Origin of the sequence: Pedobacter sp. B4-66 (assembly GCF_018492665.1) — a bacterium.
Classification (GTDB): domain Bacteria; phylum Bacteroidota; class Bacteroidia; order Sphingobacteriales; family Sphingobacteriaceae; genus Pedobacter.
The window spans coordinates 1-380 of sequence record NZ_JAFVME010000024.1 but is presented as its reverse complement, the minus strand read 5'-3'; the positions used below and the strand labels follow the sequence as shown (position 1 = coordinate 380).

Annotated in this window: 1 protein-coding gene; it reads right to left on the bottom strand. The window is 34.2% G+C overall.

Annotated features, from left to right (window positions below; translation table 11 throughout):
* Positions 1-380: hypothetical protein (locus tag J1905_RS23350; protein ID WP_214229605.1), on the bottom strand; the 380-nt coding region annotated here is incomplete at both ends.

The following is a 380-nucleotide window of genomic DNA, read 5'->3' as shown; positions in this document are numbered from 1 at the left end:
CTGTATTCACTTAAGATAAGTAGTTTATCCTGATTGAATTTAAAACGGTCTGCTTCCAGCAGATAGTCTTTAGGGATGGTGTCTTCAGATAGATTTTCTAAGGGGTAATAAATTAAGCTCACATACCTGAAGTTTAATGCATTTTGAGCAACAAGCATTGTTTGTGGATCTACGGGATTTTTAGATCCATAGGCTTTAATGAGGTTGTGTTGATGAGCTTTCCATTTACTTAATGTATCTGCATATTTTTTTAATTCTTTGAATTGGAAGGACATAGGAGCATTTAAAGTAGCATTTGATACCAAAGTAAATAGGTTATACCTTGAGGCTGTTTTTCCGGTAAATGTTAATTCCGGTACCCCATTGTTTTCATTGATATC